Genomic DNA, 12935 nt, shown 5'->3' with positions numbered 1-12935 from the left:
CATGGCCTTTTCGACCCAGGACAGCGACGAAGTCCTCAGTGAAATCAACGTCACGCCGTTGGTAGACGTCATGCTGGTGCTGCTGGTGGTGTTCATCGTCACCGCGCCGCTGCTGACCAATGCCATCCCCATCAACCTGCCCAAGACCGAGGCCGTGGCCCCGGTGGAGCAGAAGGACCCGCTGGTGGTCAGCATCGACGGTGACGGCAAGTTGTTCATCAACAAGGACGAGATCCAGCCCGACCTGCTGGAAACCAGCCTCAAGGCCGCCAAGGACAAGGACGTGGACGTGCGCGTACAGCTGCAGGCTGATGACGGCGTGAACTACGGCGAAGTGGCGCGGGCCATGGCGGCTATCGAACGTGCGGGGATCAGCAAGCTGGCGGTGATTACCGCGCGCTGAACCCGTCAACTTTCTTCAGGCAAGTGCTTAGGGGCCATATCTCTTGGCAGGGGATGGCCCCTTTTTTTGCGTGATCCCTGTGGGAGCGGGCGTGCCCGCGAACACGGGCGAAGCCCGTGCCATCCACCGCGGTGCTTGCTTCGCGGGCATGCCCGCTCCCACAGGGGTCGCACAAGATGCTGAGATTTTTGGTTATTAATAAATAGCTTCTTATTCCTTTACTGATATAACTCCCTCCCTATACTTGTCTCCAAGCACGCAAACTCACTGGAGGCGTCCCCATGCGCAATGAGTCGATTCGTTACCTGATTGTGCCGGGCTGGCAAGGATCGCCAGACAACCATTGGCAAAGTCACTGGCAGCGCACCCTGCCCAACAGTGCCCGGGTCGAGCAGCACGACTGGCTTACCCCGCAACGTAAGGACTGGGTGCAGGCACTGGAGCAGGCGATTGCCGCCGAGCGCTCGCCGGTGATTCTGATTGCCCATAGCCTGGGCTGCATAACCGTCGCTCATTGGGCCGCGCAAGCCAGCCCGGCCCTGCTGCGGCGGGTACGTGGCGCGCTGCTGGTGGCACCCGCTGACGTAGAGCGGCCAACCTGCGCGCCGGCTCTGCGCAACTTCGCGCCGATCCCGACCGAAGCACTGCCATTCCCCAGCCAGGTGGTCAGCTCGGACAACGACCCGGCCGTAAGCGTGCCAAGGGCGTTGTACCTGGCCCAGGTCTGGGGCGCCGAAGCAGGGCTGCTGACCAACGCCGGGCACATCAACGTCAAGTCCGGCCATGAGCGCTGGGAACAGGGTTTCGCCTACTTGTATCGCTTGCAGAGCCGGGTCGAGCAGCGCGCACTGCGCCGCGCCTGATCGCCCTTACTGTTTACCGTTTGCCTGACGCCCGGCCATTGAAGGCCTGGGGCGGGAGTTCGTCATGACTTTTCAAAACCCTTTTGGCCAGCCGTTGCTGACCTTCCCTGAGCTGGACAAGAGCCCGCTGAGCATCCGCGCCAAGGCGCTGGTGTTCATCGACCCACGGTCGCAGCAGCTGCGCGAGGAGCTCGAGCACCTGGCGCCACAACCCTTGCCAGTGCTGATCCGTGGCGAAACCGGTACCGGCAAGGAACTGCTGGCTCGGCAGATCCACCGTGCCAGTGACCGCAGCGGGTTGTTCGTGTCGGTCAACTGCGCTGCCATCAGCCCCACCTACGCAGATGCCGAGCTGTTCGGCTACAGTGCCGGCAGCCAGGGTGGCACAGCCAGCAGCCGTGCCGGCTGGTTCGGCTCGGCCAACGGCGGCACGTTGTACCTGGACGAGATCGCCGACTTGCCGCTGGCCATCCAGGGCAAGCTGCTGGCCGCCCTGGAAAACCGCGAGGTTACCCGGGTGGGCGCGCAGCAGCCGCAACCGGTGGACGTGCGCCTGGTGGCCGCTACCAGTATCGACCTGGCGCGGGTGGTGCGCGCGGGGCGCTTCAATGAGCGCCTGTACCAATACCTGCGCGAGGGGGCGCTGGAGCTGCCGCCACTGCGCGAGCGGCCGGGCGATATCCTGCCGTTGGCCGAGTACTTCGTGGGCATCTACAGCGTGCGCCTGCAACGGCCTGTGCCGCTGGTGAGCGAGGCGGCGCAGCAGGTGCTGGAAGCACACCCCTGGCCCGGCAACACCCGTGAACTGGAGAACGTCATCCACTTCGCCTTGCTGGTGAATGACGGCGAAGAGATCCTGGCTGAAGACCTTGACCTGCCAAACCCCGCGCGCTAGACATCGCTCATAAGCAAAGTGGCTGATGGCAGTTTGTTTTTGGAATAAGAAGCTAAATAAAAGATATTGTTACGGAATAAAAAATCTGGGTATTGTCCGCCTCACGCCCGCTGGTGAACCGGTTGGGCACCCGATTCGCCATCGTCGATGGCCCAGAACCAGAACAAGGACCACCATGAAGAAGACCCTGCTGACCACTGCCCTGGCTGCTGCCCTGTCGTTTGCCGGCCTGGCTGCCGCCGCCGAGAAACTGGTGGTTGCCGCCACCCCGGTACCGCACGCCGAAATCCTCGAGCTGATCAAGCCGACCCTGGCCAAGGAAGGTGTGGACCTGCAGATCAAGGTCTTCACCGATTACGTGCAGCCGAACGTGCAGGTTGACCAGAAGCGCCTGGACGCCAACTACTTCCAGACCCTGCCGTACCTGCAGAACTTCAACGAAGGCAAGGGCACCCACCTGGATACCGTGATCGGCGTGCACGTCGAACCCTTCGGTGGTTACTCGAAGAAGGTCAAGAGCCTGAGCGAACTGAAAGAAGGCGCTACCGTTGCCATCCCTAACGAGGGCAGCAACAGCGGCCGCGCCCTGCTGCTGTTGCAGAAGGCTGGCCTGATCACCCTGAAGGACCCGAAGAACGCCCTGGCCACCCCCAAGGACATTGCCGAGAACCCGAAGAAGCTGAAGTTCCGCGAGCTTGAGTCGGCCATGCTGCCGCGTGTGCTGGACCAGGTCGACCTGGACATGATCAACACCAACTACGCCCTGGAAGCCGGCCTGAACCCGGCCAAGGACGCGCTGGTGATCGAAGGCAGCGACTCGCCATACGTGAACTTCCTGGTCGCCCGCCCGGACAACAAGGACAGCGAAGCCATCCAGAAACTGGCCAAGGCCCTGACCAGCCCGGAAGTGAAGGAATTCATCGCCAAGAAGTACCAGGGTGCGGTGCTGCCGGCGTTCTGATGCGCTTGCATTACCTTGCATGACCCAACGCCGACACCCTTGTGTCGGCGTTTTTGTTTGTGGCGCAGGACCCTGTGGGAGCGGGCGTGCCCGCGAAGCAGGCGACGCGGTGGATGGCACCGGCTACGCCGGTGTTCGCGGGCGCGCCCGCTCCCACAGGGTCCCTGCGCGACGTCTCGGTGATATGTTTATTCTACAAAGGTATTTATCAAAAAGTTTTTAGATCATTAGAGTCTAGCTATCGTGCCCACGCGCACCCTGCAGACCTGCTTCACCATGACCTTCGACACCGCATTCATCCTCGGCACGCTGCCCGCCTTCCTCAAGGCCGTGGGCGTGACCCTGCAGGTCGGCCTGATCGCCATCGCCACCTCGCTGCTGGTCGCCCTGGTCAACGCCACACTGCTGGTATTACGCACCCCGTACCTGTCGCGCCTGGTAAAAGCCTACGTGGAGCTGGCCCGCAACACGCCGCTGCTGATCCAGCTGTTCTTCGTCTACTTCGCCTTGCCCAGCCTGGGCCTGAAGATTTCCGGCTTTGCCGCAGCGATCATCACCATGACCTTCATGGGCGGTGCCTACCTCACCGAGGTGCTGCGTGCCGGCATCGAGGCCGTGCCCCGTGCCCAGCTGGAGTCCGGGCGCTCCATCGGCCTGTCCGAAGGCCAGCTGCTGCGTCATGTGGTGCTGCCCCAGGCCGGCATCCTCAGCCTGCCGGCACTGTTCGCCAACTTCATCTTCCTGCTCAAGGAAACCACCGTGGTGTCGGCGGTGGCCGTGCCGGAGATTCTCTACACCACCAAGAACTACATCGCGCTGTACTACAAGACCTATGAAATGCTCACCGTGCTGACCCTGCTCTGTGTGCTGCTGTTCCTGCCGCTGTCGTTGCTGCTGCGCTATGTCGAAAGGAGGCTGCAACATGGCCAGTTCGGCGTCTGAACTGCTGCTGCAGGCATTGCCGCAGCTGGCTGGCGGCGCGGCGCAGACCCTGGCCATCTCTGCACTGGGCATCCTCTTCGCGACGCTGGGCGGTGTGCTTTATGGCGTGCTGGCAACCTTGGGCAACCGGGCCCTGAACATTGCCTTGCAGGTGTACCTGGAGCTGTTCCGTGCCATCCCCGTGCTGGTCTGGCTGTACCTGGTGTTCTTCGGCCTGCCGATCTTCCTGGCCCTGAGCATCCCCAGCTTCTGGTGCGCGGTGCTGGTGCTGGGCCTGTGGGGCGCCAGCGAGGTGGGCGAGGTGGTGCGTGGCGCGCTGCGCTCGCTGCCGCGCGGCCAGCGCGAGGCGGGGTTGTCGATCGGCCTGGCCGGCTGGCAGCTGTATGGCTACGTGCTGTTGCCACAGGCGCTCAAGCGCATGACCCCACCGACCATCAACATCTACACGCGGATCATCAAGACCAGCTCGCTGGCGGTGCTGATCGGCGTGGTCGAGGTAATCAAGGCCGGCCAGCAGATCATCGAGCGCACCTACGAGTCGGTGCTGATCTACGGCGCCTTGTTCCTGTTCTTCTTCATCGTCTGCTATCCGCTGTCCGCCGCTTCACGCGTGCTGGAACGCCGCTGGGCCCACTCATGAGCGCATTGATCGAATTTCAGGGTTTCAACAAGTTCTTTGGCGAGCACCAGGTGCTCAAGGACGTCGACCTCCAGGTGGCGGCCGGCGAGGCGGTAGTCATCCTCGGTCCCAGCGGTTGTGGCAAAAGCACGCTGCTGCGCTGCCTTAACGGCCTGGAGCAGGCCCACGGCGGCCACCTGCGCCTGGCCGGGCAGGAGCTGCTCGACCCGCGCACCGATTGGCGCGAGATCCGCCAGCGGGTCGGCATGGTGTTCCAGAGCTATCACCTGTTCGGTCACATGAGCGTGATCGACAACCTGCTGCTTGGCCCGCTCAAGGTGCAAAGGCGCGAGCGCGCCGAAGCCCAGGCCCAGGCCGAGGCGTTGCTGGCGCGGGTCGGCCTGCTGGACAAGCGCGACGCCTTTCCCCGGCAGTTGTCCGGGGGCCAGCAACAGCGCATCGCCATCGTGCGTTCGCTGTGCATGAACCCCGAGGTAATGCTGTTCGACGAGGTTACCGCAGCCCTCGACCCGGAAATGGTCAAGGAGGTGCTGCAGGTGATCCAGGGCCTGGCCCGCGACGGCATGACCTTGCTCATCGTTACCCACGAAATGGCCTTCGCTCGCGCGGTGGCCGACCGCATCGTGTTCATGGAGGCCGGCAGGATCCTTGAACAGGGCGACCCCGAGAGCTTCTTCACACGACCGCGGACCGCACGCGCGCAGCAGTTCCTGGAGAAATTCTCCTTCGTAGAAAGCCTGCCGAAGACACTGCACAAGGAACTGTCATGAAAACTGCCAACCTCACCAAACTGCTGGCGCCGTTGTTCGGCCTGGCCCTGCTGGCCGGCTGCAACAAGGCTGAAGAACCACCCAAGCCCGCGGCGGCCTCACCGGCCACCAGCTACCTGGAAACCATCAAGGCCCGCGACAAGCTGATTGTCGGGGTGTTCACCGACAAGCCGCCGTTCGGTTTCGTCGATGAGCGGGGCCGCTACGTGGGCTTTGACACCGATATCGGCCGGCGCCTGGCCAAGGACCTGCTGGGTGATGAAAACAAGGTCGAGTTCGTTGCCGTGGAGCCGGCCAGCCGTATCCCGTTCCTGCAGAGCGACAAGGTCGATCTGATCCTCGCCAACATGACCGTGACCCCGGAGCGCAAGGAAGCGGTGGACTTCACCAACCCCAACCTGCGCGTTGCCGTGCAGGCCATCGTCGCGGATGGCAGCCCGGTGCAGAAGCTCGATGACCTGGCCGACAAGACCATCATCGTCACCACCGGCACTACCGCTGATATCTGGCTGACCAAGAACCACCCCGACTGGAAACTGCTCAAGTTCGAGAAGAACAGCGAGTCGCTGCAGGCGCTGGCCACCGGGCGTGGCGATGCCTATGCGCAGGACAACCTGATTCTGTTCAGCTGGGCCAAGCAGAACCCGGGGTACCGCGTGCTGCCTGAGCTGCTGGGTGACGAGGCACCGATTGCACCGGCGGTGAAAAAGGGCAACACCGAGCTGCGTGACTGGGTGAATGCCGAGCTGGCCAAATTGGGGGAGGAGAAGTTTCTGCTGAAGCTGTATGACCAGTATGTGCGCAAGGAACTGAGCGATGACACCAAGCCGGAAAGCGTGATTGTGGAAGGGGGCAAGTGGCAGGGTTAGTCAGGTAAATAAGGCCATTGTGGGAGCGGGTTCACCCGCGAACACCGGCGAAGCCGGTGCCATGCACCGCGTTGCCTGCTTCGCGGGTGAACCCGCTCCCACAAGGGCTGCAAAGCAGCCCCGGTAATCTCAGTGGTTACGCGGCAGCCAATTCAGCAAGAACTCATTCACCACCCGCGGGTTCTCCAGGCTGGAGATATGCCCCGCAAACGGAATCTGCGCCGCCAGGCAACCAATGATCCGCGCCATTTCATTGGACTCTTCCGGCGGCCGCGGAATGTCCTGGTCGCCGCAGACAACGATGGTCCGCTCACTGGCCAGTTCTCCCAGCCGCGACAACAGGTCTGGCCGGCCAAAGATCACCCGCCCCATCGGATCGAGACTGTGCCGAATCACCTCAGCGCTGCTCGCCTTCAATGCTGCGCGGAAGCCTTCGCGCACTTCCGGCACAGTCTGCCCGCCTGCATGGAAGAAGATCGGCACGACGATATCCAACAATGGCTCCGGGAACAGCCCCGCAGCACTGGCGGCGTCGAGCAGGCCGAAGTACTTGAGCCGGGTCGCCTCCGGCTCGGCGCCGAGATAAGTGTCCATCAGCACCAGGCGGTCTACCCGATCGGGGTGTTCCAGGGCCAGTTGCGCGCCCCACATGCCGCCGACCGACAGGCCGACCAAATGGCATTTGCCAATGTCCAGGGCGTCCAGCAGTGCCAGATGCTGGCGGGTCAGGGCGCTCATGTCGGTGGTCGTGGCAGGCGGAGCATCGGAGCCGCCGTGGCCCCACAGCTCGGGGACGATGACGCGGAAGTTTGCTGACAAGGCTTCGATTTGTGGCTGCCACATCTCGGCGGACCACAGGTAGCTGTGGCCGAGCAGGACCGGAAAACCCTGGCCCTGGTCGATGTAGCTCATGCGGGCGCCGTCGATTTCGATGAAGTGTCTTTGCATGGAATGGGTCTCGGCTGGGAGTGCTGTAGGGTATTCGAAATTGTCGGGGGCCGCTTTGCGGCCCATCGCGACACAAGGCCGCTCCTACAGGGATTCGCCTTGAGTTGCGCGGTCCCCTGTAGGAGCGGCCTTGTGTCGCGATGGGCTGCAAGGCAGCCCCTACGGTGCTGGCACCAGACGCAAGGTACTCTGCGCCGGAATCACCCCCATCTGCGCCTTCTGGTACTGCCCCTGCACATACCCTTCGGCCTGATCCGCAAAATGCCTGTCGAACGGCACGCCACTCTGCCCGACCGGGTTGGTAGTCAGCGCCTGCCCGGCATCGGCAAAGTCGACCAGCCGCCGCGTCGACGGCCCATAGGTCACCGGCCATGGCGCCGGGCCGATCTTCGCCGAGAGGTTGTTCGGCACTTCATGGGTGCCCGGTGCGGCGAACGGGCCGACGTTGAACAGCAGGTTCAGCGGCTTTTTAACCCCCAGCGGGTGGTTGTGGGTCAGGGTATGGGCCTTGCCCCACTGCCAGCTGGCCGGGTCACTACCCAAGGTCTCCCGCAGGTGCTTCAAGCTGCTCTGCCACGCCGTGCGCACCACGGCGGTACGGTCGGTGCGCTGGTTGGCTCCGCGGGTGTTCCACCACGGCGAATCGGCATCTGCCGCCAGGCGCGGCAGGGCGGCGTCGATGGCGCGGGTGCTGATCAGCACCGGGAACCAGGTGTCGCCCAGCTCGTCATGCAGGGCCGCGAATGCCAGCTCGTAGAGGAACTGGTTGAACAGCGTGGCACTGGTCGAGTCGAGCGGGTAGTCGCCGCTCCAGGCTGCCAGTTGCTCGACCAGTTCCTTCTCTTCGTCACCCTCGGCCACTGCGCGCAGCGTTGCCAGCAGTGGTGCAAGGGTGCGCGGGCCATGGTCGCTGGCAGTGTCCAGCTGCAGCGCCTGGCTGTTTTGGGTATCCCACTTCACCTCGGGGTTGGACAGGTGGCGGTCGAGCTGGCGGCCTCGGTCCGGCAGGTTGTAGTAACCGGGTATCGGCACCGCCGCCGGAGGCTGGTAGTTGGCCGAGACAATGTAGCCGCGCGCCGGGTTCTCCTGTTGCGGGTTGACGCTGAAGGGATAGAAGCCGAGCTTGTCGGCCTGCGCACTGGCACCGTCAAGGATGAACGCGGGGTCGACGCCGTCGGGGCGGATCGGCAACTGCGCCGCCGCCCACCAGCCGATATCGCCACGGGCATTGGCCCACACCAGGTTCAGCCCCGGCGCATGCACCTTGGCCGCGGCCTCGCGCATCTTGCCCAGGGTACCGGCGCGGTTGAGCTGGTAGAAACCGTCGAGGATCGGGTTCTCGGTTTCCAGAAACGCCCACCACATGGCGATTGGCGTGGGCCCGGCAGTGGCGCCCAGCACGTCGTTGACGATCGGGCCATGGGGCGAGCGGCGCAGGCTGAGGGTGACCGGTGCTTCGCCTTTGACGGCAATCTGTTGCTCGGTCTTTTCCAGCGCCTGCCATTTGCCATCGACCATCACCTGGTTGGCGTCGGCTGGGTTGGTGCGCTCGGCGATCAGGTCGACGTCGTCGTTCTGGAACATGGTCAGGCTCCAGCCGAAGTCGCGGTTGTGGCCGAGCAGGGCGAATGGGTTGAGCGCCTGGAAGTAGCCATACAGGTTGAAGCCCGGCGCCGACAGCTCGGCTTCGTACCACACCGCCGGCACCGCAAAACCGATGTGCGGGTCGCCGGCCAGCAGCGGCCTGCCGCTGCGGGTGCGGCTGCCGGCCACGGCCCAGGCGTTGCTGCCCTCGAATTGCGGGATGCCCGCATCGCCCAGCGCGTCATGGCTGAGGCGGGCGAGGGCCTCCAGGCTTTGCCAGTCGGCAGCGGCCAGCGTTGTACCCAAGGCGCCCTCGGGCTGCCAGGCGAGATCGAAGATGTTCAGGTACTCAGGGCCCAGCTGGTCGCGGATGTAGGTCAGCGCGGGCTCGGTGCGAAACGCGGCGGCAAAGCTGTAGGCCAGGTAGCCGGCGATGCTCAGGGTGTCTTCGGCGCTGAATGGGCGCGGGGTGATGCCGAGCAGGTCGAATTCCATGGGCTTGGGGTGGCTGGCCTGCCAGCTGTTCACCCCGTCGAGGTAGGCTTGCAGGGCTTGCCAGGCGGGCGATTGCCGGTCCTGACGCTTGGCCATCAGTGCTGCCTGTTCGCGAATGCGCAGGCTGCGGAACAGGGTGTCGGTGGGCAGCAGCTTGTCGCCCAGCACCTCGGCCAGCTCACCCCGGGCCAGGCGGCGCAGGATCTCCATCTGGAACAGCCGGTCCTGGGCATGCACGTAACCGAGGGCACGGTACAGGTCCGGCTCGCTCTGCGCCTGCAGGTGCGGCACGCCGCGGGCATCGTAGCGCACGCTGACCGGCGCCTGCAGGCCGGCGATGGCCACCTCGCCCTCGCGTTGCGGCAGCTTTCCCTGCACGTACCAGTATCCGGCGCCGGCGGCCACGGCAACCACCACGGCCAACAGGGTCAGGCTGCGCTTCATGCAGGCTCCTTGTGCGTTCAAGCGAAAAATGTGGTCCGATGATCGGCGGATTCGCGAACAGAGCATAGCCCCAGGAAGGAGTTTCCATGTCCCTCAGCGAAAAACAGAAAATGCTTACAGGCCAGCTCTATCACGCTGGCTGCCCCGAGCTGCAGGCCGAGCAGATCGCCAACAAGCACTGGATGCACCGCTACAACAGCAGTGTCGAATTGCTCAACGACGCACGTCATGGGCTCCTGGTCGAGCACTTTGGCCAGGTCGGCGAAGGCGCGGTGATCCGCCCACCGTTCTATTGCGACTATGGCTACAACATCAGCGTCGGCCGCAACACCTTCATGAATTTCAACTGCGTGATCCTCGATGTGCTGCCGGTGCATATCGGTGATGACTGCCAGATCGGCCCCAACGTGCAGATCTATACCGCCGACCACCCGCTCGACCCCGAGGTGCGCCGCACTGGGCTGGAGAGTGGCCGGCCGGTGACTATCGGCAACAACGTGTGGATCGGCGGCGCGGCGATCATCCTGCCGGGGGTGACCATTGGCGATAACGCCGTGGTGGGTGCCGGTAGTGTGGTCACCCGTGACGTGCCGGCAGGCGCGGTGGTGGTGGGCAACCCTGCGCGGGTGCGTCAGCCGGCCCAGGGGCAGTAGCAGCCCACCGCCAAGGTATTTGAGGCACTCACCTGGCGGCCGTCGAGTAGCGCCTTGAGGATCGGTTCGATGAAGCTGTTGCTGGCATTGCACACGGCGCCTTCGCTGTACGGGCCGAAGTAGGCCAAGTGGCCTTGCCGGTCCCAGATCGCCACGGCCGGGGAGGCGGGCAGGTGTTCGCTGCCGGGCACGCTGGCGAGTGGCTTTAGGGCGGTGAGGTTGGCGGGCAGCTGGCCGTGGCTGTCGGGCTTTTGCAGCACGTGGAAGGTCACGCCCTGGCTGGCGAACTGGCTGACCAGGTCGCCCAGGTGCTGCTGGTTGCCGACGTTGCACGGGCAGGCCGGGTCCCAGAAATGCACTACCCGGACCGGGCCGGGGCCGGCCAGCTCGGGGGGCAACTGCAGCTGGCTGCCGTCGAACAGCGTGGTTTGATTGTCGAACGGGCGCAGGTAGCGGGCCTGGAAGGTGGTGTAGGCCTGCCAGAGGATGGCCACGCCGACCAGAAGGGCGATTGCCGTACACAGCGGTTTGATGATCCGAGTCTTCATGAAGTTTCCGCGGCCCCCTGTAGGAGCGGCCTTGCGTCGCGATGGGGTGCGAAGCGCCCCCAGGATTTGTGCCCCACGCTGAGATTGCCGGGGCCGCTGTGCGGCCCTATCGCGACACAAGGCCGCTCCTACAGGGGATCGGTGGTTGATGTTCGATGGTGAGCAAGCTTGCCATGGCGCGGGCCAGAGCTGAATATCCCAGATCAATACTTGCTTCACTGTGGATGTACCCGATGCCCGCTGCCTTTCACCCCGACCTCCTGCGCACCAGTCTGGCGCCGTTGACCGCTCGCCAGCCGTTGTCGGCGCAGGCGCAGGACTACCAGCGCTTCTATGGCCTGAACCTGTCGGCCCGCAGCTGGCTGGGCGGCTTCCAGGCCGCAGGCTTCGAGCTGGTCGGGCAGGCCTGGCTACCCGAGCAGCCGAGCGCGACGCTGTTCCTGCTGCACGGCTATTACGACCATATGGGCCTCTACCGGCATGTGATCGATTGGGCGCTCAAACAGGGCTTCGCTGTGATCAGTTGCGACCTGCCAGGCCACGGCCTGTCCAGCGGCGAGCGAGCCAGCATCAGTGATTTCGCGGTGTACCAGCAGGTGCTGGAGGCTTTGTTCGAGCAGGCGCGCACGCTGCAACTGCCGCGCCCTTGGCACCTGTGCGGGCAAAGCACCGGTGGCGCCATCGCCGTGGACCACCTGCTGCACCAGGGCGCGCGCAGCCCCATCGATGGCCAGGTCATCCTGTTGGCGCCGCTGGTGCGGCCCTGTGCCTGGCGCTGGTCGAAGCTGAGCTATCGCGTGTTGCGTCACTTCGTGAATGGCATCGAGCGGCGCTTCAGCGAGAACACCAATGACCCGACCTTCCTTCCCTTCCTCGAAGCCGACCCGCTGCAACCGCGCCGCCTGCCTACAGCCTGGGTGGGTGCCTTGATTGCCTGGGTCAAACGCATCGAGGCCGCGCCGCGCAGCACGCGGCGGCCGTTGATCGTGCAAGGAGAAGCGGATGGCACAGTGGACTGGCCGTACAACCTCGAAGTGCTCAAGGCCAAGTTCGCCGAACCGCAGATTCTGATGCTGCCCGAGGCCCGTCACCACCTGGCCAACGAGCTGCCGGGCATTCGCCAGCGCTACTTCGACTTCATCGACCAGCGCCTGGGCTGATCACTTCAGGTCGCTGCTGCTCTGGCCAACCGCCAGGCCTGCGCGAACTGCGGCCAGGGCGGCCTGGTAGTAAGCCTTGCCGTCTGGCGACTCGGCAAAAGTGGCGAACTCTTCCAGCTCGGCATCGGACAGGTCGCGATAGACATACAGCAGGGTGTTGTTGAGGTCTTCGCCGATCTGGCCCATCAGGCGCTGGCGCTGGCCGTCGAGCAGGTTCTGAGCCTGGCCGCCGCCGAACAGGCCGGGGATCATCGAGCTGAGGCTGTCGGCCGCCACGCCGGCGATGGCCAGGCTCACTTCGGCGCCGGCTTCGCGCGCCGGCAGGGCCTGGGCCAGGTGGCCGATTATCAGCAGGCGGTCATCGCTGGCCTGGATCTTCGGCAAGCCCTTGGCATTCCTGGCCAGTTCGTCCTTGCGTGTGGCCTTGAGCTCCGCAGCCACCACCTTGCGCCCCAGCGGCGACCGGAAGAAGGCCAGCGCCGGTGCCGGGTTGGCCAAGGTTGCGCGCAGCTGTGCCTGGGCGCGACGGTCCACCGCCTGGGCCTGGAAGCGCTGGTTGCTGTTGTTTACCAGCGCCTGGTACACGGCGGGTGGCAAACTGTTGCGGTAGCGTTCCTGGGCAGCGGTCAGGGCATCATTGAAATGGGCGCGCTGGTCGGGCCAGCCGGCGGCCTTGTACAGTTGATCCAGGTTGTCTGCCCAGACAGGCACGGTGCAGATCATCAGCAGAATCAGGGAAAACAGACGGCGCATTCAGGAC

General features: G+C 64.4%; 14 protein-coding genes. 10 read left to right on the top strand and 4 right to left on the bottom strand.

What is annotated here, in order from left to right; genetic code table 11:
- The first annotated feature begins 1 nt into the window (after position 1).
- The 8 genes from C163_RS24860 (at position 2) to C163_RS24825 (ending at position 6343) form a co-directional block, all read left to right on the top strand.
- A complete protein-coding gene (locus tag C163_RS24860; protein ID WP_025341024.1) occupies positions 2-403 on the top strand; it encodes a biopolymer transporter ExbD in 402 nt (133 codons plus the stop codon).
- Positions 404-684: 281 nt separating this feature from the next.
- Positions 685-1266: an alpha/beta hydrolase gene (locus tag C163_RS24855; RefSeq protein ID WP_025341023.1), complete on the top strand. Its 582-nt coding sequence runs from the start codon at positions 685-687 to the stop codon at positions 1264-1266.
- 64 nt (positions 1267-1330) lie between these two features.
- The gene (locus tag C163_RS24850; RefSeq protein ID WP_025341022.1) at positions 1331-2161 is read left to right on the top strand and encodes a sigma 54-interacting transcriptional regulator; all 831 of its coding nucleotides are present in this window, start codon (positions 1331-1333) and stop codon (positions 2159-2161) included.
- A 175-nt stretch (positions 2162-2336) separates the two neighbouring features.
- Positions 2337-3122, top strand: a complete 786-nt coding sequence (locus C163_RS24845) for a MetQ/NlpA family ABC transporter substrate-binding protein (protein WP_025341021.1) — start codon at positions 2337-2339, stop codon at positions 3120-3122.
- A 276-nt stretch (positions 3123-3398) separates the two neighbouring features.
- On the top strand, positions 3399-4064 hold the full coding sequence (locus C163_RS24840) for an amino acid ABC transporter permease (protein WP_025341020.1): 666 nt from the start codon (positions 3399-3401) through the stop codon (positions 4062-4064).
- Positions 4045-4704 carry an amino acid ABC transporter permease gene (locus C163_RS24835; protein ID WP_025341019.1) on the top strand — a complete coding sequence of 220 codons (660 nt, stop codon included), beginning with the start codon at positions 4045-4047 and terminating at the stop codon, positions 4702-4704. Before C163_RS24840 ends, C163_RS24835 begins: the two co-directional genes overlap by 20 nt.
- A complete protein-coding gene (locus tag C163_RS24830; protein WP_025341018.1) occupies positions 4701-5474 on the top strand; it encodes an amino acid ABC transporter ATP-binding protein in 774 nt (257 codons plus the stop codon). The genes C163_RS24835 and C163_RS24830 overlap by 4 nt, the downstream gene beginning before the upstream one ends.
- Positions 5471-6343 carry a transporter substrate-binding domain-containing protein gene (locus C163_RS24825; protein ID WP_025341017.1) on the top strand — a complete coding sequence of 291 codons (873 nt, stop codon included), beginning with the start codon at positions 5471-5473 and terminating at the stop codon, positions 6341-6343. Before C163_RS24830 ends, C163_RS24825 begins: the two co-directional genes overlap by 4 nt.
- Before the next feature lie 129 nt (positions 6344-6472).
- Here C163_RS24825 and C163_RS24820 read toward each other — a convergent pair whose 3' ends face one another.
- Together C163_RS24820 and C163_RS24815 are read right to left on the bottom strand one after the other, a co-directional pair.
- Complete coding sequence (locus C163_RS24820; RefSeq protein WP_025341016.1) at positions 6473-7291, bottom strand: alpha/beta fold hydrolase; 819 nt, start codon at positions 7289-7291, stop codon at positions 6473-6475.
- 159 nt (positions 7292-7450) lie between these two features.
- Complete coding sequence (locus tag C163_RS24815; RefSeq protein ID WP_025341015.1) at positions 7451-9814, bottom strand: penicillin acylase family protein; 2364 nt, start codon at positions 9812-9814, stop codon at positions 7451-7453.
- Positions 9815-9900: 86 nt separating this feature from the next.
- On the opposite strand from C163_RS24815, the gene C163_RS24810 reads away from it, so the two are divergent.
- Positions 9901-10467 carry a sugar O-acetyltransferase gene (locus C163_RS24810; protein WP_025341014.1) on the top strand — a complete coding sequence of 189 codons (567 nt, stop codon included), beginning with the start codon at positions 9901-9903 and terminating at the stop codon, positions 10465-10467.
- Here C163_RS24810 and C163_RS24805 read toward each other — a convergent pair.
- On the bottom strand, positions 10446-11015 hold the full coding sequence (locus C163_RS24805; protein ID WP_025341013.1) for a DUF6436 domain-containing protein: 570 nt from the start codon (positions 11013-11015) through the stop codon (positions 10446-10448). The genes C163_RS24810 and C163_RS24805 overlap by 22 nt on opposite strands.
- A 233-nt stretch (positions 11016-11248) precedes the next feature.
- Here C163_RS24805 and C163_RS24800 point away from each other — a divergent pair, with 233 nt between their 5' ends.
- Entirely contained in the window at positions 11249-12175 is a 927-nt protein-coding gene (locus C163_RS24800) for an alpha/beta hydrolase (protein WP_025341012.1), read from the top strand.
- On the opposite strand, the gene C163_RS24795 is transcribed toward C163_RS24800, so the two are convergent.
- Entirely contained in the window at positions 12176-12928 is a 753-nt protein-coding gene (locus tag C163_RS24795) for a DUF2059 domain-containing protein (RefSeq protein ID WP_003258544.1), read from the bottom strand.
- Between the last annotated feature and the right edge of the window lie 7 nt (positions 12929-12935).

Origin of the sequence: Pseudomonas sp. FGI182 (genome assembly GCF_000511325.1) — a bacterium.
Taxonomy (GTDB): domain Bacteria; phylum Pseudomonadota; class Gammaproteobacteria; order Pseudomonadales; family Pseudomonadaceae; genus Aquipseudomonas; species Aquipseudomonas putida_Z.
The sequence above is the reverse complement of the archived record's forward strand: the minus strand, read 5'-3'. Positions and strand labels throughout refer to the sequence as shown.

What these genes read in the sequence shown, in the direction of transcription:
- C163_RS24840 (WP_025341020.1), top strand. Translation starts at nt 3,399, where the DNA reads ATGACCTTCGACACCGCATTCATCCTCGGCACGCTGCCCGCCTTCCTC.
- C163_RS24850 (WP_025341022.1), top strand. Translation starts at nt 1,331, where the DNA reads ATGACTTTTCAAAACCCTTTTGGCCAGCCGTTGCTGACCTTCCCTGAG.
- C163_RS24820 (WP_025341016.1), bottom strand. Translation starts at nt 7,291, where the DNA reads ATGCAAAGACACTTCATCGAAATCGACGGCGCCCGCATGAGCTACATC.
- C163_RS24835 (WP_025341019.1), top strand. Translation starts at nt 4,045, where the DNA reads ATGGCCAGTTCGGCGTCTGAACTGCTGCTGCAGGCATTGCCGCAGCTG.
- C163_RS24805 (WP_025341013.1), bottom strand. Translation starts at nt 11,015, where the DNA reads ATGAAGACTCGGATCATCAAACCGCTGTGTACGGCAATCGCCCTTCTG.
- C163_RS24815 (WP_025341015.1), bottom strand. Translation starts at nt 9,814, where the DNA reads ATGAAGCGCAGCCTGACCCTGTTGGCCGTGGTGGTTGCCGTGGCCGCC.
- C163_RS24855 (WP_025341023.1), top strand. Translation starts at nt 685, where the DNA reads ATGCGCAATGAGTCGATTCGTTACCTGATTGTGCCGGGCTGGCAAGGA.
- C163_RS24830 (WP_025341018.1), top strand. Translation starts at nt 4,701, where the DNA reads ATGAGCGCATTGATCGAATTTCAGGGTTTCAACAAGTTCTTTGGCGAG.
- C163_RS24825 (WP_025341017.1), top strand. Translation starts at nt 5,471, where the DNA reads ATGAAAACTGCCAACCTCACCAAACTGCTGGCGCCGTTGTTCGGCCTG.
- C163_RS24800 (WP_025341012.1), top strand. Translation starts at nt 11,249, where the DNA reads ATGCCCGCTGCCTTTCACCCCGACCTCCTGCGCACCAGTCTGGCGCCG.
- C163_RS24860 (WP_025341024.1), top strand. Translation starts at nt 2, where the DNA reads ATGGCCTTTTCGACCCAGGACAGCGACGAAGTCCTCAGTGAAATCAAC.
- C163_RS24795 (WP_003258544.1), bottom strand. Translation starts at nt 12,928, where the DNA reads ATGCGCCGTCTGTTTTCCCTGATTCTGCTGATGATCTGCACCGTGCCT.
- C163_RS24845 (WP_025341021.1), top strand. Translation starts at nt 2,337, where the DNA reads ATGAAGAAGACCCTGCTGACCACTGCCCTGGCTGCTGCCCTGTCGTTT.
- C163_RS24810 (WP_025341014.1), top strand. Translation starts at nt 9,901, where the DNA reads ATGTCCCTCAGCGAAAAACAGAAAATGCTTACAGGCCAGCTCTATCAC.